The 23,393-nt window shown below is 72.8% G+C and carries 21 protein-coding genes; 16 read left to right on the forward strand and 5 right to left on the reverse strand.

Annotated features, from left to right (window positions below; genetic code table 11):
- Positions 1-22 precede the first annotated feature (22 nt).
- Positions 23-997 carry an MASE1 domain-containing protein gene (locus ACLJT4_RS35325; RefSeq protein WP_411128880.1) on the forward strand — a complete coding sequence of 325 codons (975 nt, stop codon included), beginning with the start codon at positions 23-25 and terminating at the stop codon, positions 995-997.
- A 13-nt stretch (positions 998-1,010) separates the two neighbouring features.
- Here ACLJT4_RS35325 and ACLJT4_RS35330 read toward each other — a convergent pair whose 3' ends face one another.
- Entirely contained in the window at positions 1,011-2,078 is a 1,068-nt protein-coding gene (locus ACLJT4_RS35330; protein WP_411128771.1) for an ATP-dependent DNA ligase, read from the reverse strand.
- A 107-nt stretch (positions 2,079-2,185) separates the two neighbouring features.
- On the opposite strand from ACLJT4_RS35330, the gene ligD reads away from it, so the two are divergent.
- Together ligD and ACLJT4_RS35340 are read left to right on the forward strand one after the other, a co-directional pair.
- Positions 2,186-3,199 (forward strand): non-homologous end-joining DNA ligase, encoded by a 1,014-nt coding sequence (ligD, locus tag ACLJT4_RS35335; protein ID WP_411128773.1) that lies wholly within the window; start codon positions 2,186-2,188, stop codon positions 3,197-3,199.
- Positions 3,200-3,382: 183 nt separating this feature from the next.
- A complete protein-coding gene (locus ACLJT4_RS35340) occupies positions 3,383-3,703 on the forward strand; it encodes a hypothetical protein (protein WP_016578713.1) in 321 nt (106 codons plus the stop codon).
- 93 nt (positions 3,704-3,796) lie between these two features.
- On the opposite strand, the gene ACLJT4_RS35345 is transcribed toward ACLJT4_RS35340, so the two are convergent.
- Entirely contained in the window at positions 3,797-5,341 is a 1,545-nt protein-coding gene (locus ACLJT4_RS35345) for an AMP-binding protein (protein ID WP_411128775.1), read from the reverse strand.
- Positions 5,342-5,710: 369 nt separating this feature from the next.
- On the opposite strand from ACLJT4_RS35345, the gene ACLJT4_RS35350 reads away from it, so the two are divergent.
- Together ACLJT4_RS35350 and ACLJT4_RS35355 are read left to right on the forward strand one after the other, a co-directional pair.
- A complete protein-coding gene (locus tag ACLJT4_RS35350) occupies positions 5,711-7,804 on the forward strand; it encodes a SpoIIE family protein phosphatase (protein WP_411128777.1) in 2,094 nt (697 codons plus the stop codon).
- Positions 7,805-8,112: 308 nt separating this feature from the next.
- On the forward strand, positions 8,113-9,558 hold the full coding sequence (locus tag ACLJT4_RS35355; protein WP_411128779.1) for an APC family permease: 1,446 nt from the start codon (positions 8,113-8,115) through the stop codon (positions 9,556-9,558).
- Between the two features lie 16 nt (positions 9,559-9,574).
- Here the strand turns inward: ACLJT4_RS35355 and ACLJT4_RS35360 are convergent, their stop codons facing one another.
- A complete protein-coding gene (locus ACLJT4_RS35360) occupies positions 9,575-9,916 on the reverse strand; it encodes a hypothetical protein (RefSeq protein ID WP_411128781.1) in 342 nt (113 codons plus the stop codon).
- 329 nt (positions 9,917-10,245) lie between these two features.
- Here ACLJT4_RS35360 and ACLJT4_RS35365 point away from each other — a divergent pair, with 329 nt between their 5' ends.
- The 6 genes from ACLJT4_RS35365 (at position 10,246) to ACLJT4_RS35390 (ending at position 18,105) form a co-directional block, all read left to right on the forward strand.
- Positions 10,246-12,972, forward strand: a complete 2,727-nt coding sequence (locus ACLJT4_RS35365) for a SpoIIE family protein phosphatase (RefSeq protein ID WP_411128783.1) — start codon at positions 10,246-10,248, stop codon at positions 12,970-12,972.
- Positions 12,973-13,070: 98 nt separating this feature from the next.
- A complete protein-coding gene (locus ACLJT4_RS35370; RefSeq protein ID WP_411128785.1) occupies positions 13,071-13,925 on the forward strand; it encodes a DeoR/GlpR family DNA-binding transcription regulator in 855 nt (284 codons plus the stop codon).
- 94 nt (positions 13,926-14,019) lie between these two features.
- Positions 14,020-15,291: a four-carbon acid sugar kinase family protein gene (locus ACLJT4_RS35375; RefSeq protein ID WP_411128787.1), complete on the forward strand. Its 1,272-nt coding sequence runs from the start codon at positions 14,020-14,022 to the stop codon at positions 15,289-15,291.
- A 9-nt stretch (positions 15,292-15,300) separates the two neighbouring features.
- Positions 15,301-16,392 carry a 4-hydroxythreonine-4-phosphate dehydrogenase PdxA gene (gene pdxA / locus ACLJT4_RS35380; RefSeq protein WP_411128789.1) on the forward strand — a complete coding sequence of 364 codons (1,092 nt, stop codon included), beginning with the start codon at positions 15,301-15,303 and terminating at the stop codon, positions 16,390-16,392.
- Entirely contained in the window at positions 16,389-17,762 is a 1,374-nt protein-coding gene (locus ACLJT4_RS35385; protein WP_411128791.1) for an MFS transporter, read from the forward strand. The genes pdxA and ACLJT4_RS35385 overlap by 4 nt, the downstream gene beginning before the upstream one ends.
- 133 nt (positions 17,763-17,895) lie before the next feature.
- Entirely contained in the window at positions 17,896-18,105 is a 210-nt protein-coding gene (locus ACLJT4_RS35390; RefSeq protein WP_016578117.1) for a hypothetical protein, read from the forward strand.
- Positions 18,106-18,228: 123 nt separating this feature from the next.
- Here the strand turns inward: ACLJT4_RS35390 and ACLJT4_RS35395 are convergent, their stop codons facing one another.
- The gene (locus tag ACLJT4_RS35395) at positions 18,229-18,723 is read right to left on the reverse strand and encodes a MarR family winged helix-turn-helix transcriptional regulator (protein WP_016578118.1); all 495 of its coding nucleotides are present in this window, start codon (positions 18,721-18,723) and stop codon (positions 18,229-18,231) included.
- 52 nt (positions 18,724-18,775) lie between these two features.
- Here ACLJT4_RS35395 and ACLJT4_RS35400 point away from each other — a divergent pair, with 52 nt between their 5' ends.
- The 4 genes from ACLJT4_RS35400 (at position 18,776) to ACLJT4_RS35415 (ending at position 20,955) form a co-directional block, all read left to right on the forward strand.
- Positions 18,776-19,432 (forward strand): TIGR03086 family metal-binding protein, encoded by a 657-nt coding sequence (locus ACLJT4_RS35400; protein WP_411128793.1) that lies wholly within the window; start codon positions 18,776-18,778, stop codon positions 19,430-19,432.
- Positions 19,429-19,812: a hypothetical protein gene (locus ACLJT4_RS35405; protein WP_411128795.1), complete on the forward strand. Its 384-nt coding sequence runs from the start codon at positions 19,429-19,431 to the stop codon at positions 19,810-19,812. Before ACLJT4_RS35400 ends, ACLJT4_RS35405 begins: the two co-directional genes overlap by 4 nt.
- A 68-nt stretch (positions 19,813-19,880) precedes the next feature.
- Entirely contained in the window at positions 19,881-20,420 is a 540-nt protein-coding gene (locus ACLJT4_RS35410; RefSeq protein WP_411128797.1) for a helix-turn-helix domain-containing protein, read from the forward strand.
- 52 nt (positions 20,421-20,472) lie between these two features.
- Entirely contained in the window at positions 20,473-20,955 is a 483-nt protein-coding gene (locus ACLJT4_RS35415; RefSeq protein WP_411128799.1) for a transposase, read from the forward strand.
- A 319-nt stretch (positions 20,956-21,274) separates the two neighbouring features.
- Here the strand turns inward: ACLJT4_RS35415 and ACLJT4_RS35420 are convergent, their stop codons facing one another.
- Positions 21,275-22,267, reverse strand: coding sequence for a GlxA family transcriptional regulator (locus ACLJT4_RS35420; RefSeq protein WP_411128801.1), 993 nt, complete (start codon positions 22,265-22,267; stop codon positions 21,275-21,277).
- Between the two features lie 52 nt (positions 22,268-22,319).
- Here ACLJT4_RS35420 and ACLJT4_RS35425 point away from each other — a divergent pair, with 52 nt between their 5' ends.
- A complete protein-coding gene (locus ACLJT4_RS35425) occupies positions 22,320-22,715 on the forward strand; it encodes a cupin domain-containing protein (RefSeq protein ID WP_411128803.1) in 396 nt (131 codons plus the stop codon).
- Positions 22,716-23,393 lie beyond the last annotated feature (678 nt).

Raw genomic sequence — 23,393 nt, forward strand, 5'->3', positions numbered from 1 at the left:
CCGGCGTTGTCTGATGGCAGGTGTGGTGCGCACCGGGGAACTTCGTCGGCTTGCTCCGGCAGCCCTGGGGAACCTCGCGCTCGCCGCCGTCTACTACGGGGCCGCGAAGGTCGGCCTGCTGGAGCAGGTGGTGGTCGCGGGTGCCGTGGTCACCCCCCTGTGGCCGCCCACGGGCATCGCGTTGAGCTTCCTGCTCCTGTTGGGCCTGCGGATGTGGCCGGGCATCGCCGTCGGCACCCTCCTGGTCATCTCCACGCTCACCAGCCTGGACCTCGCGGGCATCGGCGTCGTGGCGGGCAACACCGCCGCCCCCGTGTGCGCGTGTCTGATGCTGCGCCGGGTGGGCTTCCGCGTCGAACTGGACCGGCTGCGGGACGGGGTGGCGCTGGTGGCCCTCGGTGCCTTCGCCGCGATGCTGCTCAGCGCCACGCTGGGCAGCGGCACCCAGGTGCTCACCGGGGCGCTGCCCACCGGGGACTTCTGGCGCACGTGGGCCTCCTGGTGGGCCGGCGACGCGATGGGCGTCCTGGTGATCACCCCGCTGGTGCTCGCCTTCCGGACGTTCCGGCCGCCGCGCGACATGCCCCTGTACCGGTGGGCCGAGGCGGCCGTACTGCTGGGGACCGTGGTGCTGGTGTCGCTGGTGATGACCCGGTCCCCGATGTCCCTGCTCTTCCTGGTCTTCCCGGTGATCGTGTGGGCGGCGCTGCGGTTCCAACTGATCGGCGCGGCGCCCTGCGTCCTGGTGATCTCGGTCTTCGCGATCAGCGCGGCGAGCGGCCGGTACGGCCCGTTCCACGGCCTGAGCCTGTTGGAGATCATGGTCAACCTCCAGGCCCTCAACGCCTCCGCGGCGCTCACCGCACTGCTGCTGTCGGCGATCGTCACCGAGCAGAACACCATCCGCCGGGGGATCGAGCAGGTGTGCTGGGAGCTCGCCGAGGTGGTGGACCGCCTCGCCCCGGGGGAGAGCCGCCGCTGGCCGCCGGAGCGCTGACCGGCCGCGCCGCTCAGTCGCCCAGCAGCTCCCCCAGGTCGTAGCCGACCGGCTCCTCCAACTGCGCGTAGGTGCAGCTCTCCGGCGTCCGGTCGGGCCGCCAGCGGCGGAACTGCGCGGTGTGCCGGAACCGGCTGCCCTCCATGTGGTCGTAGCCCACCTCGCACACCAGCTCCGGCCGCAGCGCCACCCACGACAGGTCCTTGCCCCCGCTCCAGCGGCTCGGTCCGCCCGGCATCCGGCGGGAGGCGTGCGCAGCCCCGTCCGCCCAGTCGCCCCAAGGGTGGCCGGCGGTCTCGTCGTCGGCCATCCGCAGCGGCGCCAGCTCCTCGACCAGGGCGCGCCGCCGGGCCATGGGGAACGACGCGCACACCCCGACGTGCTGGAGGTGCCCCGCGTCGTCGTGCAGTCCGAGCAGCAGCGAGCCGACCACCGGCCCGCTCTTGTGCAGGCGGTAGCCGGCGACCACGCAGTCGGCGGTGCGGGCGTGCTTGACCTTGTACAGCACGCGCTCGCCCGGCCGGTACGGCAGGTCCAGCGGCTTGGCGATCACCCCGTCCAGTCCGGCCCCCTCGAACTGGCCGAACCACCGCTGCGCCAGCTCCCGGTCGGTGGTGGCGGGCGCGGTGTGCACCGGCGCCCGGGCCGGACGCAGCGCCTCGACCAGGGCCTGGCGGCGGGCCGTCTGCGGTTCGGCCAGCAGCGACGCGGAATCCAGCGCCAGCAGGTCGAAGGCGATCAGCGAGGCGGGCGTGCGGGCGGCCAGCGTCCGTACCCGGGACGCGGCCGGGTGGATGCGCTCCAACAGCTCCTCGAAGTGCAGCCGGCCGTCGTGCGCGATCACGATCTCGCCGTCGAGCACGCAGCGCGGCGGCAGTTCGGTGCGGACCGCCGTCAGCAATTCGGGGAAGTAGCGGCTGAGCGACTTGGTGGTGCGGCTGGCGAGTTCGACCTCGTCGCCGTCCCGGAAGACGAGGACGCGGAAGCCGTCCCACTTGGCCTCGTACTGCATTCCGGCGGGGATCTTCGCCACCGGTTTGGCGAGCATGGGGGAGACCGGGGGCATCACGGGCAGGTCCATGGTCCCGATCCTGCGGGCCGACGGGCGTTCCCGCCCGCCGGAACCAGCCCCTCCGCCGGCGGACCGTCCGACGCGCGGCGGCACCCGGCGGAACCTAGCGTGGAGGCATGGCCGGATCCCGAGCGGTGGAGTTGGACGTCGCGGGGCGCGCCGTGCGCGTCTCGAACCCGGACAAGACCTACTACCCCGAGCGGGGTTTCACCAAGTTGGACGTCGCCCAGTACTACCTGGCCGTCGCGGACGGCGTGCTGCGCGGCCTGCGCGACCGGCCGACCACCATGCAGCGCTTCCCGGACGGCGTCGAGGGCGAGTTCTTCTACCAGAAGCGGGCCCCCAAGGGGCTGCCGGACTGGCTGCCCACCGCCCGGATCGCCTTCCCCAGCGGCCGGTTCGCGGACGAGATCTGCCCCACCGAACCCGCCGCCGTCCTCTGGGCGGCCAACCTGGGCTGCCTGACCTTCCACCCCTGGCCGGTCCGCCGCGCGGACACCGAACACCCCGACGAACTCCGGATCGACCTCGACCCGCAGCCCGGCACCGACTTCGCCGACGCCGTCACCGTCGCGCACGAACTGCGCGCTTTGCTGGCCGAGTACGGGCTGCGCGGCTGGCCGAAGACCTCCGGCGGCCGCGGCGTGCACGTCTACGTGCCGATCCACCCGCGTTGGACGTTCACCGAGGTCAGACGGGCGGCCATCGCGGTGGCCCGGGCGCTGGAGCGGCGGCTGCCACAGCTGGTGACCGCCGCCTGGTGGAAGGAGGAGCGCGGCGCGAAGGTGTTCGTCGACTACAACCAGATGGCCCGCGACCGCACCATCGCCTCGCCCTACTCGCTGCGCGCCCGCCCCCGGGCGACGGTCTCCACCCCGCTGCACTGGGAAGAGCTGGCCGACGTCGTGCCCGAGGACTTCGACCTGCGGACGGTGCCGCCCCGGTTCGCCGAACTCGGCGACGTGCACGCGGACATGGCGGACCACGCCTTCGGCCTGGAGTCTCTGCTGGAGCTGGCCGACCGGCACGCCGCAGACGAGGGCCTGGGCGACCTGCCGTACCCACCGGACCACCCGAAGATGCCCGGCGAACCGGCCCGGGTCCAGCCGAGCCGGGCTCGCAAGCACTGACCGCGCGCCCCCGGTGACCAGCGGATTCCGGCTGGCGGAGGGCCCGCCCGGGCGGCCCGTGGCTGCCTCGATCGGCCCAATTCCGGCGGCCGTTGGAGTGGCCGCGGGCCGCGCCTGCGAGGAACGCCGCGGCGCGAGGTACCCATCACGTTGTCCGATTTCCTGCCAATCAGGAGAAGCGCAATGCGTAAGTTCATAGGGCGTTCCCTGGCCGCCGCGGCGCTGGCCGCCGCGACCGTCGTTCCCGTTGCCGGTATGGCCGAGGCCGCTCCTCAGGGCCAGACCGTTGCGGTGAGCGGTGACCACGGTCGTGGCCACCACGGTCGCGACTTCCGTCACCGCCGGCACGACGAGTGCGGCTTCTTCGGCTTCGGTCGGTTCGGCAACGAGGGCCGTGAAGGCCATCACGGCCGGCAGGGCCACCATGGCCGAGAGGGCTGCGAAGGCCGCGATCTGGGGCTGCTGGGACGCATCCTCCACGGCCTGTTCGGCTGGTGGTTCTGACCGTTAGCAGCCCGGCGGGCCGCCGCAGTTGCGCACTGCGGCGGCCCGCCGTTGCTCGTCCGGCGCCGGTGTCCCGGGGCCGACGGGGGAGGATCAGACCGCGGCGACCGACTCCTCGGCGCGGCGGCGGAGTTCCTTCTTGTCCGGCTTGCCCGCGTCGGTCAGCGGCAGCGCGTCGACGAAGGTGATCCGGGCCGGTTCGTACATCGCGCCGCGGACCTCGCGGACCATCGCGCGCAGCTGCTCCGCGTCGACGTCGCCGCCGGGTGTGCGCACCACCGTCGCGTGCACCCGCTCCATCCGGTCGGCGTCGCGGACGCCGTAGACGGCGCTCTGCAGCACCTGCGGGTGCGAGTTCAGCAGGTCCTCCAGCTCGGTGGTGTACACGTGGCCGCCGACCACGACGATCATGTCCTTGAGCCGGTCGACGATGGTCAAGTAGCCCTCGTCGTCGAGGAACCCGACGTCGCCGGTGTGCAGCCAGCCGTCCCGCAGCACCTCGGCGGTGAGCTCCGGCTGCTTCCAGTAGCCCTGCATGATCATGGCGGAGCGGACGCAGACCTCGCCGTGCTCGCCGGGCGGCAGGTCCCGCCCGGACTCGTCACGGATCGCCACCTCGACGTCGGGCAGCACCTTGCCGGCCGAACGCAGCCGGTCGGGGCGGTCCGGGTCGTGGTCCTCGGGCAGCAGCACGCTGATGCCGCCGGCCTCGTTCTGGCCGTAGCCCTGCACGAGCACCGGGCCGAACGTCCGTACCGCGTCGGCGAGTCGGGCCGGTGACGCCTGGCAGCCGCCGTAGGTGACCATGCGCAGGCTGGAGGTGTCGGTCTGCGGCCGGTTGGGGTGGTCCATCAGCTGGTACAGCAGCGGCGGCAGCAGGAACAGGGCGGTGATCCGCTCGCGCTCGATGGCGGCGAGCACCTCCTCGGCGTCGAAGTCGTCGAGCAGGACGACGGCGCCGCCGGACTGGAGCATGGTGTCGGCCATGTACCCGGCCGCGTGGGCGAGGGTGGTGCAGACCAGCTGACGGTGCTGCACGCCCTCGTACTCCGGGAGCACGCCCTGGAACCAGCGCACCTGCTGGAAGGTGGTGCAGATGCCCTTGGGGTGGCCGGTGGTGCCGCCGGTGTGGCGGATGGTGCAGATGTCCTCGGGCTGGGCGTCGGAGGCGAACGGCTCGTCGCTCCGGCCGGCCGCGAGCTCCAGCAGGTCGGTGCCCAGCTTGGCCGGTCCGAGCACCAGGACGTCGTCGACGGGTGCCAACTCGACCAGTTCGGCGGCCCGTTCGGCCAGCCGCGGGTCCACGATCAGGGCGCGGGTCTCGACGTCGCGGACGATCGCGGCCTGGGAGTCGGCGGAGAGCTTGTTGTACAGGTGGTTCACCCGGGCGCCGACGAGGTTCGCGGCGTAGCGGGCGGCGACGGTCTCGGGGAGGTTGCCGCTCAGCAGGGTGACGGTGCTGCCGCGGGCGACGCCGCGGTCGCGCAGGGCGCGGGCCATCCGCAGCACGAGGCTGCGGAACTCGCCGCCGGTGACCCGACGGCCCTGGTGGACCAGGACCTCAAGGTCCGGGTCGCGGTTAAGCGCATCGAGGTTCTCCTCCACATACGTGCGGAACGGCTGGTCGGATATGGGCATCGGGGGCTTCCTCCTGACCCCGGCGGCGCATGCGGGTACGCCGGGGGTGCGACAATCTATTATTGGTTGCCTCCAGCAACTAATGTCAGGGTAGTCCCAAGAGATCGACATCTCCAAGTCGGGTGTCCCGGCGCGGGCGTTGTCCGGCCACCGCTGAGTGGATCAATATCGTCAACCGGGTCGCCCGGTCGGGTGAGGGCGGCCCATAATGCTCCATCCGGTACGGCCCTCGCCTGCGCTGGGCCCCGCTCTGCCTGCGGGTCCGTCCGGTGTCGAGGGATGATGGAGGGCAGCGGCAGCACGGCGAGAAACGGCCGTGCACGGAGCGCCACGGCTGTCGGTCAGGAGACCGGCGGAAGGAGTGCCTGGATGGGTGCGACCGACGCGTTCCCGGATAGTGCTGCCCAGGCCGGTGCCGGGCCGGCGCAGCCCGGCGGTCTGCTGGACGTGCTGGGCGTCGCCGCCGTCATGCTCGACGCCAAAGGCCGGATCGCGTTGTGGAGCCCCCAGGCCGAGGAACTCTTCGGCTGGACCGCCGAGGAGGCGCTCGGCCGGTCCGCCGCCCGGCTGCTGGTCCACCCCGAGCACGTAGAACTCGTCCTGCGCCTCTTCGCGCAGGTGATGTCCGGCGGCGAGAGCTGGGCCGGGGTCTTCCCCGTCCGCCACAAGGACGGCAGCACCCGACTGGTCGAATTCCGCAACATGCGGCTCCAGGACGAGCACGGCGCCACCTACGCGCTGGGCATCGCCACCGACCAGGCCGTACTGCGCGAGGTGGAGCGGGACCTGGCGCTGTCGGTGCGGCTGGTGGCCCAGTCGCCCATCGGGCTGGCGGTGCTCGACAGCGACCTGCGGTTCGTGATGGTCAACCCGGCACTGGAGCGGATCAACGACCTGCCGGCCGAGCAGCACCTCGGCCGGCACGTCCGGGAGGCCCTGTCGTTCCTGGAGACCGGCGTCATCGAGGAGCGGATGCGCGAGGTGCTGGCCACCGGCCGGCCACTGCTGGACCAGTTCTCGGTCGGCCGCACCGCCGCCCACCCCGACGTCGACCAGGCGTGGTCGGTGTCGTACTACCGGCTGGAGGACGCCAACGGGCGGGTGCTGGGCCTGGCCACCTCGGTCGTGGACGTCACCGAGCAGCATCGGGCGGCGACCGAGGCGGCCCGGGCCCGCAGGCGCCTCGCGATCATCGCGGACGCCTCGGCGAGCGTCGGCACCACCTTGGACGTGGGCCAGACCGCCCAGGAACTGGCCGACGTCATCGTGCCCGAGCTCGCCGACCTGGCCGCGGTCGACGTCCTCGACGCCGTCCTGGACGGCCGTCGTCCGCCCATGCCCGGCCGGGGCGGACCGGCCCGGTTCCGGGCCCTGGCGGTCGCCGCGGCCGGCGAGACGCCCGCCATCCGGGCCGCCGACCCCACCGGGCAGCTTGCCGCCTACGAGACCGAGCGGTTGATCACCCGTTGCGTCACCGAGGCCCGTCCGGTGCTGGTCGCGGAGGTGGGTCCGGACGAGCGGCGGCACATCGCCGCCGACCCGCAGGGTGCCGAGCTGCTGCGGGAGGCCGGGCTGCACTCCTACCTGGCGGTGCCGCTGATCGCCCGCGGCGAGGTGCTGGGTGCGCTCTCGCTGTACCGCACGGACAATCCGGTGCCGTTCGACGAGGACGACGCGGTGCTCGCCGTCGAACTGGCCGCCCGGGCGGCGGTCTGCATCGACAACGCCCGCTCCTACCAGAGCGAACGGCGCACCGCGCTCACCCTCCAGCGGCACCTGATGAACCACCGGCCGCCGCAGCCCACCACGATGGACATCGCCTACCGCTACCAGCCCGCGCAGGCGGCCAGTGAGGTGGGCGGCGACTGGTACGACGTCATCCCGGTCGCCGGCGACAAGACCGCTCTGGTCGTCGGCGACGTGATGGGCAGCGGCATCAACGCGGCCGCCACCATGGGCCAGTTGCGCACCACCACCCGCGCACTGGCCGACCTCGACCTCGCCCCCGCCGGCGTGCTCCACCACCTCGACCACATCGCCGGTGGCCTCGACCCGGCCTTCGCGACCTGCCTCTACGCCGTGCACGACCCGCACCGCGAGGAGTGCCGGATCGCCGTCGCTGGCCACCTGCCGCCCGTCGTGGTGCGCCCCGGCCGGCCGCCGGAACTCCTCGACCTGCCCACCGGCGCCCCGCTCGGCGTCGGCGGGGTCGGTGACGTCACCTTCGAGCAGACCACCGTGCCGTTGCGCGCCGGCGATCAGTTGGTGCTCTACACCGACGGGCTGATCGAGACCCGCGACCAGGCCATCGACGCCCGTCTGGACCGTCTCTTGGGACTGCTCGCCGAGCCCGAGCGGCCGCTGGAGGACCTCTGTGACCGCCTCCTGGGCGAGCTGCGGCACGGCAACGACCATGATGACGTGGCGCTGCTGATCGCCCGCGTCCGGGGCTCCGAGGGCTGACGCCCGCGGCCTGGCGGACCGGCGGGGAGAAAGTCGTCGGACCGTGCGGCCGAAGAATCCGCAGCCCGCCGCAGGCCCACGGAATCCGCGTGAACGGCGCCTGTGTGACGTGGATAACCATGTTTGGCGTTCTGGCGGCTACGGATTTCGTTGCCATACGGCCTTAATGAACTCTTGACGGGAGTGTCTGACGGAGGTTGTATTCCGGTCACCGAAGCGGCCCCGCAGTGCCTTTGGTGCGACCGCTTTCCGGCACTCCCTCCGACAGTGCCACCCCCTTCCTGCCCTCCAGCACCGATGGGACCCGGATGACCGATATGCCCACCACGCCCGTTGTCACCGCCACCGCAGCGTCGGAATTCCGCAGCGCGACACCGGCGGACAGCCCCAAACTCACCCGGTCGATCGGTGTGGTCGGCGGCACCCTGCTCACCCTGTCCTGCCTGACCCCGGCGTCCTCGCTCTTCGTGATCGTGCCGGACTCGTTCGCCACGCTCGGCACCGGGACGGCGCTGACCATCGCCATCGCCGCGGTGCTCTGCGTGGGAGTGGCCTTCACCTACTCCGAGTTGGGCACCCTCGTCCCCAGCTCGGGCGGCGAGTACGCCATGGTCGGCACCCTGATGGGCCGGCTCGCCGGTTGGCTGGTTTTCGTGCTCTCGCTGATCGTCGTCATGATCGTGCCGCCCATCATCGCGTTGGGCACCGCCGACTACCTGGCCCCGATCGTGCACCTGGACAAGCAGATGACGGCCGCCGCGGTGATGCTGCTGGCCACCGCCATGGGCCTGCTCGACCTGCGCGCCAACGCCTGGATCACCGGCATCTTCCTGGTCCTGGAAGTGGTGGCCGCCGCGGTCGTGGCCTTCCTCGGCTTCAGCCACACCCACCGCTCCGCCGCCACCCTCGTCCACCCGGTGATGGACGCCGGACACGGCACCAGCACCGCGGTCACCGGCGGGTTGATCGTCACCGGCCTCGCCACCGCGCTCTTCATCCTCCAGGGCTTCTCCACCGCGGTGTACCTCGCGGAGGAGATGGAGAACCCGCGGCGCAACGTCTCCCGCACCGTGCTGTGGACGCTGGGCATCGGCGCCGCCGTGGTCCTCGTCCCGGTCGTCGCCATCACCCTCGGCGCCCCCGACCTCAAGACGCTCGGCGCCGGCGACGTCGCCGGCATGGTGCAGGGCTGGAGCAACTCCGCCATTGGCACCTTCGTCAGCCTCTGCATCGCCCTGGCGATCATCAACGCGGCGATCGTGATGGTGATCCAGAACTCCCGGGTGGTCTTCTCCTCGGCCCGCGACGCCGCCTGGCCGGCCCCGGTCAACCGGATCTTCTCGCACGTCGGCAAGCGCTTCGGCTCACCCTGGGCGGCCACCCTCGCGGTCGGCGTCCCCGGTGCCGCGCTGTGCTTCGCCACCCTCGACACCCTCAACGAGGTCACCGGCGTGGCCGTCGCCGGGATGTACGTCTTCGTCGCCCTGGGCGCGCTGGTCTCCCGCCGCGGCGAGCACAAGAACCGGCTCGCCTGGCGGATGCCGCTGTGGCCGGTGATCCCGGTGCTGATCGTGCTGGTCCTGGCCTGGGTGTTGGCGCAGCAGAGCGCCAAGAGCCTGCTGATCACGGGCGGGTTGATCGTGGTGGCCACCGCCTACTGGGCGCTCTACCTCCGCCCGCGGCAGGACAGCCGCTGGGTGATCTCGGTCCCCGAGGACGAACTGGCCACGGCAACCGGTCCGGACCGCTCCTGAGCGGTCCGCGCCGTCCTCACCGGCCGTTCGGCCGGGACAGGGCCAGCGCGTCCAACAGCAGACAGACGTGGTCGACGGCGTCCCGCCCGGCGGGGCCGTCGGCCACGTCCGCGTCGTCCAGCAGACCGGCGGTGGCCCGCAGCAGCGCACTCAGCCCGGCGGTCGCCGGCGCCGCCGGCTCCGGGCCCGCGAGGGCGGTACGGATCTGCTCGCCGCTGAGCGGCAGACCCGTCTCCAGGCAGCGGAACAGCGCGACGGCGGCCCGGCGGTCCGCGTCGTTCGGCTGCCACGTGCCGCGCGCGTGGTGGTCGATGAGCACCGCCGCCTCGGCCCGGATCTCCTCTGCTGCAACATGCATCCCACGAACGTCTCATACGCGCCCGACGGCCCCCGGCCCGGCCCCGGGCGCCCACCGGCCGCCCCCGCGCCCCGACGGACTCCCGAGTAAGCACCGCTGACCAGGGACGTTGCGCGAGGCTCGAACCGCGGCCGGCAGATCCGCGGCCGCTCCGCAACCGTTCCGGCCTGTGGGAAGAGTTACACGCGGCGGCTCGGGGAGTGCACGACCGTAGCCGGGAAACCCGGCGAAAGGTTTTACTGACGCTGCTGCGCCGCAGGATTTCGGGGTCCGCTGCGCTGCGCTGCACGCGGCTCGCCCACGGTATGCGGGAGGTGTAGAAAGAGGACATGGCCGGACGCTTCGGCCGCCCGCGTTCGGTTCTGAGGATGCGAACCCTCGCTGGTCAGGTCTTTCTCCTGCAAGTGGCGATCGTCGTCTTGCTCGTCGCCGCCGCCATCGCGGCCCTGGTGCTCCAGTCCAGGACCGACTCCGAACGGGAGGCCCGGCACCGTTCGGTCGCCGTGGCCCAAGCCTTCGCGAACGCGCCCGGCACCGCGGCCGCGCTGACGGGCCCCGACCCCAGCGCCGTGCTCCAGCCCCGCGCGGAGGCCGCCCGCAAGGGCTCCCAGGTCGACTTCCTCGTCGTCATGAACACCCAGGGCATCCGCTACACGCACCCGCTCCCCGACCGCATCGGCAAGAAGTTCGTCGGCGACATCGGGCCCGCGCTGGCCGGACGCGTCACCACCGAGAAGGTCAACGGCACCATCGGACCGCTGGTCCAAGCGGTGGTGCCCGTGGTCGGCCACGACAGCAAGGTCGTCGGGCTGGTCTCCGCCGGCATCACCATCACCAAGGTGAGCGGCGTCGTCAACGACCAGTTCCCGCTGCTGTTCGGCTCCGCGGCCGGGGTGCTGCTGCTCACCACCGGCGGCACCGCCCTGGTCAGCCGCCGCCTGCGGCGCCAGACCCACGGGTTGGGCCCGGAAGAGATGACGCGGATGTACGAGCACCACGACGCGGTGCTGCACGCGGTCCGGGAAGGCGTGGTCATCGTCCGCGGCGACGGGCGGCTGGTGCTCGCCAACGACGAGGCCCGGCGCCTGCTCGACCTGCCGCCGGACGTCGAGGGCCGGCAGGTCGCCGCCATCGGCCTGGACCCGGCCACCGCGGTGCTGCTGGAGTCCGGCCGGGTGGTCACCGACGAGGTGCATCCGGTCGGGGAGCGGCTGCTCGCGGTCAACCAGCGCTCCACCGAACGCGCCGGTGGCCCGCCCGGCAGCGTCACCACGCTCCGCGACACCACTGAACTCCGGGCCCTGACCGGCCGCGCCGACCTCGCCCGCGGACGGCTGAAACTGCTCTACGACGCCGGCACCGAGATCGGCACCACCCTCGACGTGGTGCGCACCTGCGAGGAGCTGGCGCGGTTCGGCGCCGAGCGGTTCAGCGACCTCGTCACCGTCGACCTGGCGGTTTCGGTGCTGAACGGTGAGGAGCCCGAGCCGAACGGACCGGCCGTCGAGATGCGTCGCACGGCGGTCGGCGGCGAGGTGCCCGAGGGGTCGCTCTACCCGGTGGGGGAGCCGATGCGGTTCGCCCCCAGCACCGTGCTCGGGAGCCGGCTGCCGGCCGGCGAGCCGGTCCTGGAGGCCGACCTGGCCGGGTTCTCCGGCTGGCAGCGGCAGGACCCCGAACGCGCCCGGCAGATCGTCGCACACGGCATCCACTCGATGATCGCGGTCCCGCTGCGGGCCCGCGGCGTGGTCCTCGGCGTGGTCCTCTTCTGGCGCTCGCACACCCCCGAGGCGTTCGACGAGGAGGACCGCTCGCTCGCCGAGGAACTGGTCGCCCGGGCCGCGGTCAGTATCGACAACGCCCGCCGCTTCACCCGCGAGCACACCATGGCCGTCACCCTCCAGCGCAGCCTGCTGCCGCGCGCCCTGCCCGACCAGAACGCCGTCGAGGCCGCCTTCCGCTACCTGCCGGCGCACGCCGGACTCGGCGGGCTGGGCGGCGTCGGCGGCGACTGGTTCGACATCATCCCGCTGCCCGGCACCCGGGTCGCCCTGGTCGTCGGCGACGTCGTCGGCCACGGGCTGCACGCCGCCGCCACCATGGGCCGGCTGCGCACCGCCGTCCACAACTTCGCCAACCTCGACGTCCCGCCCGACGAACTGCTGTGGCACCTCGACGAGCTGGTCACCCGCATCGACCAGGACGAGGGCGCCGAGGGCACCGACAGCGACGCCAAGGCCGGCGTCACCGGTGCCACCTGCCTCTACGCCATCTACGACCCGGTCACCGGCGACTGCACGATGGCCCGCGCCGGGCACGTCCAGCCGCTGGTGCTGCGGCCGGACGGCGGCGCGGAGTTCGTCGAGGTGCCCGGCGGACCGCCGCTCGGGCTCGGCGGGATGCCCTTCGACACCTGCCGGGTCCGGCTTCCCGAGGGCAGCCGCCTGGTGCTCTACACCGACGGGCTCGTCGAGCACCGCTCCCGGGCCATCGACGACGGCATGGCCCTGTTGGGCCGCACCCTCGGCGGTCGCCCCGAGCAGACCCCGGAGGAGACCTGCGAGGCCGCGCTCGACGCGCTGCTGCCGGACCGCCCGACCGACGACATCGCCCTGCTCGTCGCCCGCACCCGTCGGCTGCCCGCCGGGCGGATCGCCGACTGGGAGGTCCCCGCCGACCCCTCCGCGGTGGCCCAGGTGCGCGCCGCCGCGGTCCGTAAGCTGATCGAATGGGGGCTGGCCGAGGAGGCGTTCACCACCGAGTTGATCCTCAGCGAGCTGGTCACTAACGCGATCCGGTACGCCGCCGGTCCCATCCGGGTCCGGCTGATCCACGACCGTTCGCTGATCTGCGAGGTCGCCGACCACAGCAGCACCTCGCCGCACCTGCGGCACGCCGCCAGCACCGACGAGGGCGGCCGCGGCCTCTTCCTGATCGCGCAGCTGGCCGAGCGGTGGGGCACCCGTTACACCGGCGACGGCAAGGTGATCTGGACGGAGCAGGCGCTGCCCGACCCGGTCCGGACCCCGGCGGCCCCCGACGACGCCGGCCCCTGATCGGAACAACTCCCGGCTGCTAGCCTCAAGTTGCGCGAACCGCGCAACTCGGGGCAGTCGGGGGAGCGGCGGCACGCGGCGAGGAGGGGCGCAGTCACGTGACCAGTGGGGAACGTCCGAGCACCCGCCACCGGCGGGAACGCATGCTGGAACTGCTCGGTGTCGGGGACGGCAGCGTGCACGACCTGGCGGCCGCCTTCGGGGTCTCGCTGTCCACCGTCCGCCGCGACCTCGCCGCGCTCGCCGGGGACGGCCGGATCACCCGCACCTACGGCGGTGCGGTCGACCACCGGGCCGCCGAGCGGTCCTGGCACGACAAGGCCCGGCAGCACCGCACCGAGAAGGGCGCCATCGCCCGGACCGCCGCCGCCCTGGTCCGCAGCGGCGACGTGGTCCTGCTGGACGCCGGCACCACGGTGGCGCGGCTGGCGCACGAACTGCGCGCCCGCACCGACATCACGGTCGTCACCAACGGCCTGTCCACCCTCGTCGAACTGGCCGACGCGGAGGTGGAGGTGGTGGTGCTCGGCGGTCGGCTGCGGCGGCCCAACGAGTCGCTGCTGGGCACCCGCACCGACCAGGCGCTGCGCGGGATCACCCCGGACCTCGCCTTCCTGGGCGTCGACGGCCTGGACCCGCGGCGCGGGGTGAACTGCCCGGACCCGGAGCAGGCCGCGCTGAAGGAGACCATGGCGCGGTGCGCCCGCACCGCCTGGGTGCTCGCCGACGGCTCCAAGCTCGCCGGCGGCGGGGGCTTCCCCTACTGGGCGGCGGTGCCGCACGGCACCGGGCTCATCTCGGGCGCCGCGGAGCCCGGTTGCGGGGCGCGCGACGGGGACGACGGGGGTGCCGCCCGGCACTTGGCGACGTTCGCCGCGGCCGGCTGGTCGGTGTTGCCGTGCGGTCGGCCGCCGGCGCCCGAGGACGGCCCCGGCCCGACGCCCGGCTCTTGACAGGCGTCCCGCCGCTCGCCACCCTGCCAGTGCGTGAATCGCGCAACTTCCTTGCGCGGTCCGGTCATTGTGGAGCCGGCGGGAGGGGGAGCCCATGGCCCAGGTGCTCGTCATCGGCGACGACCTCACCGGCAGCAACGCCACCGGCGCCCTGTACGCGCGACGCGGCCTGCGGGCCGTCACCGTCAGCGACCCCACCCACGTGGCCCGCTACGCCCACCGGGTGGACGTCCTCGTCGTCAACACCGCCTCCCGGCACTGGTCCCCGGCCCGCGCCTACGCCGCCGTCCGGGCCGCCGCCGCCACCGCCGGGGACGCGCCGCTGGTCGTCAAGCGGGTGGACACCACCCTGCGCGGCAATCCGGGCAGCGAACTCGACGCGGTGGCCGATGCGTTGGCGGCCCGCGCCCCCGCCGGCCGGGTGCGCGTCCTGGCCGTCCCCGCCTTCCCCGACGCCGGCCGGACCACCGTCGGCGGCCTGCACCTCGTCGACGGGGTGCCGCTGACCCGCACGGCGGTGGCCCGCGACCCGTTCGATCCGGTCCGGCACTCCCGGGTCACCGCCGTGCTGGGCGCCCAGAGCCGTCGCACCTCGGGCGAACTGCCGCTGGACGTGGTCGAGTGCGGCCCCGATGCGGTGGCCGCCGCGCTCCGGGCGAGCCCGGCCGAGGTGGTGGTCTGCGACGCCACCGACAACACCCACCTCGAAACGGTCGCCCGGGCCGCCGCGGCACTGGCGGCGCAGGACGGCATCCGCTGGCTGGCCCTGGACTCCGGCCCGTTCGGCGCCGCCCTCGCCACCGAGCTCGGCATCCGGCCCGCCGTCGCCCCGGTCCGGGTGCTCGCCGTCGTCGGCAGCGTCACCGACCGCACCCGCGACCAACTCGCCCGCACCGAGGCGGCACTCGGCGCCCGCTGGACCGAGGTCGACCCGGACCGCCCCGACGCCGAGCGGGCACTGGACGGGCTGCGCACCGCCGCGGCCGCGGGCGCCACCGTCCTGGGCGTCCGGGTCCGGCCCGCCGCGCCGGGGGCGGCGCCGTCCGGTGCGGACACCGCGGCGGGCATCCTGCGCTGCCTGGCCGACGTCGCCCGGCGCGCGGTGGACGAACTGCGCCCCGGTGGGCTGTACGCCTCGGGCGGCGACGTCGCCGCCGCGGTCACCGCGGCGCTGGGCGCCGACGGCTTCGCCATCGACAGCGAGGTGCTGCCGCTGGCCATCTCCGGACGCCTGGTCGGCGGTCCCCGTGATGGACTGCCCTTCGCCACGAAGGGCGGGTTGATCGGCGGGCCGGACGCGGCCCGCGACTGCCTGGAACACCTGCGCGCGGCCGCCACCCGCACCGCGCTCACCCCGGAAAGGTAACGGTTGACGATGACGGACACGACGGAGACAGCGGAGACAGCGGAGGCGATGAGATCCGGGCGGCCGCCTGCCGGGCAACTCCCGCTGCTGGCCGTGACGTTGGGCGATCCGGCCGGCATCGGACCGGAGATCACCGCCCGTACCCTCGCCGACCCGGCGAGCGCGGCGCTCGGCCGCGGGCTGGCCGTCGGCGACGCCGCCGTGCTGCGCCGCGCCGTGGCGCTCTGCGGACTCGACGTCCGGGTGAACCCGGTGGGCGGGCCCGGCGAGGCACGGTTCGCCCCCGGCACCATCGACGTCTGGGACCTCGACGTCGCCCCCGGTGACCTGCCCTGGGGGCGGGTGAACGCGGTCGCCGGCCGCTCGGCGGTGGCCGCCATCGAGGCGGCCACCCGGGCCGCGCTGGCCGGCGAGGTCGACGCCGTCGTCACCGCACCGATCAACAAGGAGGCCATCTGGGCGGCGGGTTCCCGGCACCTGGGGCACACCGAGATGCTCGGCGAGCTGACCGGGGCGGCCCGCGTGGACACCATGTTCGTGGTGCGCGGCCTGAAGATCTTCTTCACCACCCGGCACCTCGCGCTCCGCAAGGCCCTGGACCAGCTCACCGAGGACCGGGTGGCCGCGAGCATCCGCCATGCGGTCACCGCACTGCGGGTCTTCGGCCACGACGCACCGCGGCTCGCGGTCGCCGCGGTCAACCCGCACGGCGGCGAGGGCGGCCACTTCGGCGACGAGGAGATCACCGTGCTGGGCCCCGCGGTGGCCGGTGCGGTGGCCGACGGACTGGACGTGACCGGACCGGTGCCCGCCGACGCGGTCTTCCACCAGGGGCTCGAAGGCCGCTTCGACGGCGTGCTCTCGCACTTCCACGACCAGGGCCACATCCCCGCCAAGACGGTCGACTTCGCCGGTACGGTCTCGGTCACCGTCGGCCTGCCGATCCTGCGGACCTCCGTCGACCACGGCACCGCCTTCGACCTCGCCGGCAGCGGGCGCGCCTCGCACGCCACCATGGCCGCCGCCTTCCGCGCCGCCGCCGACTTCAGCCGTTGCACGGACCGGATCCGCGCCGCCTACGGGACGGCAGTGGCCCGATGAACGACGCTCCGCGGGCCGGCGGCGACCACCCGGCCGCCACCGCACCGACCGCCACCGCACCGGCCGGTGTGGTGCCGGCCAAGCGCTGGGTCTACGTCATCCCGGTCGCGGCGATCATGTACATGCTGGCGTACCTGGACCGCAACAACGTCTCCGTCGTCCTGCCCTACATGCACGGCGACCTGGACCTCTCCAACGCCGACAAGGGCCTGGCCGGCGGCATCTTCTTCCTCGGCTACGTCTTCCTGCAGATCCCGGCGGCGGTCCTCGCCCAGCGCTGGAGCGCCCGCAAGACCGTGCTGATCCTCATGGTCGCCTGGGGCCTGTCCGCGGCGCTCTCCGGTCTGGTGCAGTCCCGCACCCAGTTCTACGCCGCGCGGTTCGTGCTGGGCTTCTTCGAGGGCGGCGTCTGGCCGGCCGTGCTGATCCTCCTCGCCTCGTGGTTCCCGCTCCGTGAGCGGGCCCGCGCCAACGCCCTGTGGATGGCCTGCCTGCCGCTGTCGTCGGTGCTGATGGCACCGCTCTCCGGGTGGATGCTCGACCACACGAGCTGGCGATGGGTGCTGGTCCTCCAAGGGGTGCCGCCCCTGTTGTGGGCGGCGGTCTGGTGGTTCGCGGTCGCGGATCGCCCCGCCGAGGCCCGCTGGATCTCCCGCGCGGAGGCCGGCCACCTGGCGCGGGAGATCGCCGCCGACGAGGCCGCCAAGCCCGCGGCCGGCGGCTCCTACCTCGCCGCGGTCCGCCAGCGGTCCGTCCTGGTCCTCATCGGCGTCTACTTCTTCTGGATCACCGGTTTCTACGGCTTCAGCCTCTGGCTGCCGGCCGTCATCAAGGAACTCACGCACGACGGTTCGGCCACCGAGGTCGGGCTGCTGACCGCGGTCCCGTTCACCGTCGCGCTGGTCGTGATGATCGCCAACGCGGCCTGGTCGGACCGCACCGGCCGGCGGCGGCAGGCGGTCGCCGTCCCCTTGGGCGTCGGCATCGTGGCCCTGCTGCTGGGGCAGGTGGTGGACGGAGCGTTGCCGCGCATGCTGCTGCTGTGCCTCACCGCCGCCGCGGTGTACGCGCCCTACGGCCCCTTCTGGGCCATCCCCGGCCAACTCCTGCGCTTCGAGGTGGTGGCCGTGGCGATGGGCCTGATCAACGCGCTGGGCAACCTCGGCGGTTTCGCCGGCCCCTATCTGGTGGGCTGGCTCACCGACGCCACCGGGAGCAGCCTGACCGGTTTCGCCGTGCTCGCGGCCTTCCTCGCGGTCGCCGTCGTCCTGGCGACGCTCGGGCTGCGGCCGGGGCCCGCCCGGCCGGGTGACGGCTCCCAGGACGTTCCGGTACCGACCGCCAACCCCACTTCCGGCAGCGGAAGTTGACGTCGTGCGGTCGGCCCGTCCGCCGGCCGACCGCGGCTCACGCGATTGGCGGTAAGAAAGGTTTTAATCATATTCGTCAGGGTGATTCCTGAGAGGGTCGATTCAACCCCCTCGATTCCCCTGAGGAGCAGACATGCGCATCCGCGCCGCGATCGCAGCCAGCGCCCTGGCCGCCAGCATCGTCCTGGGCGGGGCGAGCACCGCATCGGCCGGTGGGAAGCACCACCACTACGGCAAGGGGTGGTACGCCGGCTACTCGTTCGACGCGGCCGTCATCAACGGCAACCCGATCTTCCACGACGGCGCCCACAAGGGCCGGTTCAAGCACGGCGGCTGGAAGTGAGCGGCGCGGGCGCTGTCTGACGTCACCGGACGCCGCGCCCGCGGATGCCGGTCGGGACCACCGCCCTCGGGCAGCCCGGCCGGCATCCGCCGTTGTGCGGCGGCCATGATGGTGCCGGCCTGCTCAGACGTCGGACGAGGGCTGGTGCGGGGGGATTTCGGGCAGGGCGTGGAGCGCCACGAGGCCGCGCACGAAGCCGTCCCGGTCCGCGGCCGGGAGGTGGGCGAGCAGCCGTTCCTCGCCGCGCTGGATGTCGGCCTGGACGGCGTCCCGCAGCCGTCGGCCCTCGGGGGTGAGCGAGACCAGCCGGACCCGACGGTCCCCGGGGTCGGGGCGGCGGTGGATCAGCCCGCGGGCCTCCAGGTCGTCCAGGACCGGAATGATCCGGGTCTTGTCGGCCCGGATGGCCTCGGCGAGGGCGGCCTGGGTGCGGATCGGGGTCTCGTCGAGGTGCAGCAGCACCGAGTAGGCCCACATCGCCAGCCCGTGCGCGTCGAGCACCGGCCGCTCGGCGTCCACCAGGGCGCGGCACAACGGGACCAGCATCGCGGCCAGGTCGGGACGGTCGGTGGGGCGCCCGCCGGGCGGGGTGTCGCGGGGTGCTGCGTGCTCGGCCATGCACAGGAAAATACCCCTTGACAGATCGTACGCTCGGGCAGATCGTAAGCGCATGTATATGAACTTGGCCGGCGCGGACGACGCGCCGGCGCCGACGGCCCTGGACCGGCTACGACGACTCGACGCCCGCGCGGTGCGGGACAGCGTGGCGCTGGTGAACCGCTTGGCCCCCGGCGACCTGGCCCGGCCCACGCCCTGCGCCGGCTGGGACCTGGCAGCCCTGCTCGCCCACCTCACGGCGCAGCACCACGGCTTCGCGGCGGCCGCCCTGGGACGCGGCAGGGACCTGACGCACTGGGCGGTCCGTCCGCTCGGCGACGACGTCGGGGTGGCGGCGATGCGCTACCGCCTCGCCGCCGAAGACGTCCTCGCGGCCTTCGCGACGGTGTCGGACCCCGACCACCCCTGCGCCCTCCCGGAATTCACCACCGACCGCACCTTCCCCGCCGTCCAGGCCGTCGGCTTCCACCTCATCGACTACGTCGTCCACGGCTGGGACCTCGCGCGCAGCCTGGACCTGCGGTACGACCCCGCCCCCGAACTCCTCGCCGCGGCCCTCCCGATCGCCCGGGCGGTCCCGGACGGCGCGGCCCGGCTCGCACCCGGCAGCGCGTTCCGCCCCGGGCTCCCGGCAGAGGCGGACGCCGGGGCGCTGGACCGGATCCTGGCCATGCTGGGCCGCTCCCCGGAATGGCGGGCACCGGCATGATGAGGACCTCGTGGATCGCCGGCCCGGACGACGGCCGGCCCGGACCCGCCCTCGTCAGCGTCACCGACCTGCGGCTGCACCGCCTCGCGGACCTACCCGACGTGTACCGCGCGGCGCGCCGCCTGGCGGCCGACTGGCCCGACCTGGACGGCGCGCACGGCATGTGGCTCTGGACCCGCCCCTGGCAACGCCGCTGCGGGGCGGTCGCGATCTGGCGCGACCACACCGCCCTGACCGGCTTCCTGAGCACCCCGGCGCACGTGGCCGTCATGCAGCGCTACCGCGGGCGCGGCACCGTCACCTCGTCCGCCTGGGAGGTGACGAACGGCGCGCCGGACGAGGTGTGGTCCCGTGCGGCGGTCGCTTTGCGCGCTTACTGACTTCGGCGTCTTGAGGTCTCTTTGTCGGACCTGGTGACGGATCCCGCGGTGGCAGGTAGGCCGGAGGCATGCGGTATCCAGATGGGGGCGGGCTGGCCGTCGGGCAGCGCAAGCGCCGTGAAGAGGTACGGATGCGGGCCGCTGACCTCTTTGAGAAGGTCGTGGAAGTCCCGTGCATCGCCCGGGAGTTACGGGTGAGCAAGAAGTCGGTCTACCAGTGGCGCCGTGCCTGGGAGTTGGGTGGTCGGGAAACGCTGTGCTCCAAGGGGCCTTCGGGCTACGACTGCCGGCTCGGCCCGCACCGGCAGGCCAAACTCGCCGCCTGGCTGGAGGAGGAGCCGGCTGCGCACGACTGGACGGATGACCAGGTGTGGACCGCGGCACGGGTACGCATGCTGATCGGGAGGAAGTTCCACATCGCCTACAGCGTCTCCGGGGTGACCCGGCTGCTGCACCGGATGGGCCACAGCGTGCAGATGCCCGCCCGGCCTGCGACCACACGCGACGAAGACGCGGTCACCGCATGGCGGGAGGCGACCTGGCAGGAGGTAAAACCCTCCGGGCGGCGACCGGCGCGTTCATCTGCTTCGAGGACGAAGCAGGCATGACCGGCCGGCCGCCCAAGGCCGCACCTGGGGGCGGCGCGGGATCACCCCCACAGTGCGCGTTTCCGGCCGCAGCCGTGGCCGCCTGTCGGTAGCCGGACTGCTGTGCTTCAGGCCGGGCCTGCCCGCCCGCCTGTGCTACCGGCCGCGTCGGCACGCCGGCCGCAAGGGGGAGCGTCGCTCGCTGAGCGAGACGGACTACGTCCGCCTACTCGACGACGCCCACCAACTGCTCAAGGCCCCGCCGCTCATCGTGGTGTGGGACCGGTTGAGCACCCACACCTCCAAGACGATGCAGGCACTCGTGGCCGAGCAGGAATGGCTGACGGTCATCCTGCTGCCCGGATATGCGCCCGACCTCAACCCGGTGGAGGGCCTGTGGGCGCATATCAAGCGGAGTCCTGCCAACCTGGCTGCCCGCAGCCTCAGCGAGCTGGAGACCCTGCTCCGCAGGCGACTCAAGGAACTGCAGTACCGGCACGGCATCCTCGGCGGATTCCTCGCCGGGACCGGCCTCACTCTCGACAGACCGGACTGACCTCGAAGCGCCGAAGTCGGCAATCGGCCGTTTCACCAGTGGCGGTGACATGAGCGGTGATGCTGCGGCCCTCTTCCGGCGGCAGATCCTGCGGCGGCTGGTCTGACATCGGCCTCCTCCCATGAGCAACGCCAGGGGCAGATCACCCCAAGTGCAGAGGGAAGATATCCCGCCCCACGTCCACACGGCCCCACGACCGCAAGACTGCTCGACCGTCGCGACGGATTGCGGGGGAGTCGGGCTGTGGCGCACCCTGTGTTCCGCCTACCGGCGCTGAGCCGTCCCCGCCCACGTGGTTCGTCGGCAGGGATGCGCGCCGTCAGTTCGCCTCCGGCCCGAACCTGCGCTTGTACGCCGACGGTGTGATGCCGGTCTCGCGGCGCATCAGCGTGCGCAGATTGGCAGCGGTGCCGAGCCCGCTACGTCGCGCGACCATCTCGAACCGGGACTCACCGCGCTCGATCAACCGGCACGCCAGAGCAAGCCGTTCCCCGGTCAGCCACGCCAGCGGCGTCGTGCCCAGTTGCGCCTGGAAGCGGCGATGCAGCGTCGCCGGACTGACCGCCGCACGCGCGGCAAGGCCGGACACGGTGAGCGGTGAGTCCAGCCGTTCCTGAGCCCAGGCCAGGACAGGCGCCAAGGACTCGCCTTGCAGGTCGGGCATGGGACGCTCCACGAACTGCCGCTGCCCACCGTCCCGGTGTGCCGCGAAGACCAGCCGTCGGCTCACAGAATTGGCGACCTCCGCGCCGTAGTCGCGGCGGACCAGATGCAGCCCGAGATCGAGAGCAGCTGCACTTCCTGCCGCGGTGAGGATGTCACCGTCATCCACGAACAGCACGTCCGCTTCGAGCTGGACAGAGGGGAAGCGGGCCCGGAAGGAATCCGCCCACTGCCAGTGCGCGGTGGCCCGGCGCCCGTCGAGGACGCCAGCCTCGGCCAGTGTGAAGGCGCCGCTGCAGAAGCCGACCAGGCGCGCACCGCGGGCGTGTGCCCGGCGGACGGCATCGAGTACGGCGGGACGGCGGGGCACTTCTACGTCCGGCCGATTGGGGACGATCAACGTGTCCGCCGTGTCGGCCGCTTCCAGGTCGGCAACTCCCGTGAGCGTGAAGAATCCGTCGCGCATCAGGGTGCGGGGCTCGGGCGAACAGAGCCTGAAGTCATAGAGCTCACGGCCGATCTCCGGTCTGCGCAAACCGAACACCTCGGTCGCGCAGCCCAGCTCGAAGGGGTTCGAGTTCTCGTCCACGATCACGACGACGCTGTGCACACCCGCCACGCGAGCCGCATGCGAGGATTCTTTCGCCATATGCGATTCCTAGCACTCACGCCGGCCATGCGAAACAGCTCAGGATGAGCCCATGAGCAGCGAACCCATCCCCCTCATCCAGGCCCTGGCCACCTTCGATGCCCTGTGGAGCCCCCGCATCGTCACGCGCGTCAACGACTACGACGTCCGCATCGCCAAGGTCGACGGCGAACACATCTGGCACGTGCACGACGACACCGACGAGTTCTTCCTCGTACTCGACGGCGAACTGCGCATCTCCCTGCGCGAGCCCGACGGGGAGCGCACGGTCCTGCTCCCACAGGGGGCGGTCTTCACCGTCCCCCGAGGCACAGAGCACAAGCCGTACGCTCCGTCCGGCGCCGCAATCCTCATGTTCGAGCCCACCGGGACACCGACCGTGGGCGATCACCACGACGAGATCCCAGAGCACATCGACTCAACAACCGGACACGCACTCACCACCTGACCCGACAGGCTTCGGACACGCCACTGCCCATGGCGTCAGCTGCCGCCGGATCGGATACGTTCGCCGACTGCCGACGAGAGCGGCGCGGGACTCCATCCTCGGCGGTGTCCGGATCGCGGTCGTCCCCGCGCTCGCGGGGCAGTTCCGGACGCCGCTCGAGGCGGATACGGTACGTCAGGTCGTCCCGACGCCGACTGCGTCGAAGGGCTCGTTCCGCTCACCGGACCGGTCGCAGACCTGAGTGTTCGCGAAGGTCAGGGCATATCGGTGCGGATAGTTGCCGTCGATCGCGAAAGGCCCGTGTTGTCCTGGCAGTCGAAGGCGTCGGCATAGACCCCAGGCCGCCGTCCTGCGACACCCCTCGACATCCTGACGCGGACGCCGCGGGCCCGTCACTCACCGCCGGCGTGCTGCCCTGACGGCGCCGGCCAAGGCGAACCGGCCGGGTACCGAACGGCGCGCAGACGGCCTCACCGGGGGCGTCTTGAGGGATATCGTCCCGCAGCATCATGACCACGGTCTCCGAGAAGTGGTTGGCGGCACCCCAGCTGGAGCGCTATCCCGGCCGTCGCGGTCAGGGCAACGCTCGCCGGGCTTGTCGAGACTAGGACGGTGCCGTGCGGGCCTGGCACCTCCCGCATGCCAGTCGCCGCGCCTTGGGCCGATCAGGCAGCCGCA

The sequence above is a fragment of the Streptomyces sp. x-19 genome, assembly GCF_046549115.1.
Taxonomy (GTDB): Bacteria; Actinomycetota; Actinomycetes; order Streptomycetales; family Streptomycetaceae; genus Streptomyces; species Streptomyces albulus_C.